The 770-nt window shown below is 46.4% G+C and carries 1 protein-coding gene; it reads right to left on the reverse strand.

Annotation, left to right across the window (positions count from 1 at the left end; translation table 11 throughout):
- The coding region (gene rsmD / locus B3V51_RS12320; protein ID WP_286708508.1) for a 16S rRNA (guanine(966)-N(2))-methyltransferase RsmD at positions 1-668 on the reverse strand (668 nt) is incomplete at its 3' end.
- Positions 669-770 lie beyond the last annotated feature (102 nt).

Genomic DNA, 770 nt, shown 5'->3' on the forward strand with positions numbered 1-770 from the left:
CGATAAAGTCCAGCGACAACTTGTCCAACTTTGGTTTGCTTTACGCATTCAAAGCATATCATTTGCTGAGTTGTCTCTAGTTGGGCGTCGCGATTTTCATTAAGCTGCTCTTCTAGTTGCTCAAGCTGAGGTGTTAAATCTTTATCCGCTTCTAAGTAAATTAGCGTTGATTGGTCAATCAATGCATTGGTAATCAGCGTACTCAAAATAGGCTGCCATAGATCCTGAGCATAAGGGGGATCGATGAATACGATATCAAACGGGTGCTCAATCGGCTGGTGTTGACTCAGTACTTGCTCAGCCGTGCCAGTGATAACCGTGTAAGCTGTGGTATCAAGGCGTAATTGCTCAGCACTTTGACGTAGCATGTTGCTTTGTGCTGTATTAACTTCAATAAAAGTGGTGTGAGCTGCGCCGCGGGACAACGCCTCAAACCCTAATACGCCACTACCAGCACAGCTATCGAGTACGCGTGCACCGTGAATATCGGCCAATAACCAGTTAAATAATGTCTCTCGCAGGCGGTCGGGCGTTGGGCGTAAGCCATCTGCCTCGATGAAGCTGACAATACGGCGCTTGAACTGCCCACCAATGATACGAACATCACCCGCCGCACTTTTTGCTTTAGGGTTCTTTTTTGCTGTGCGCCCGCTCGTGGGTTTTTTCATGCTCGTGTCTCTTTTATTGTCTTTTTTTTGAGGCATCTCTACTTATTAGACATGACGGGTAATGGTTAGAGATGTCTATCAAAATGTCGCTATTCAGAGGTG

Source organism: Psychrobacter sp. UBA2514 (genome assembly GCF_002341255.1).
In the GTDB taxonomy this organism is placed as follows: Bacteria; Pseudomonadota; Gammaproteobacteria; order Pseudomonadales; family Moraxellaceae; genus Psychrobacter; species Psychrobacter pacificensis.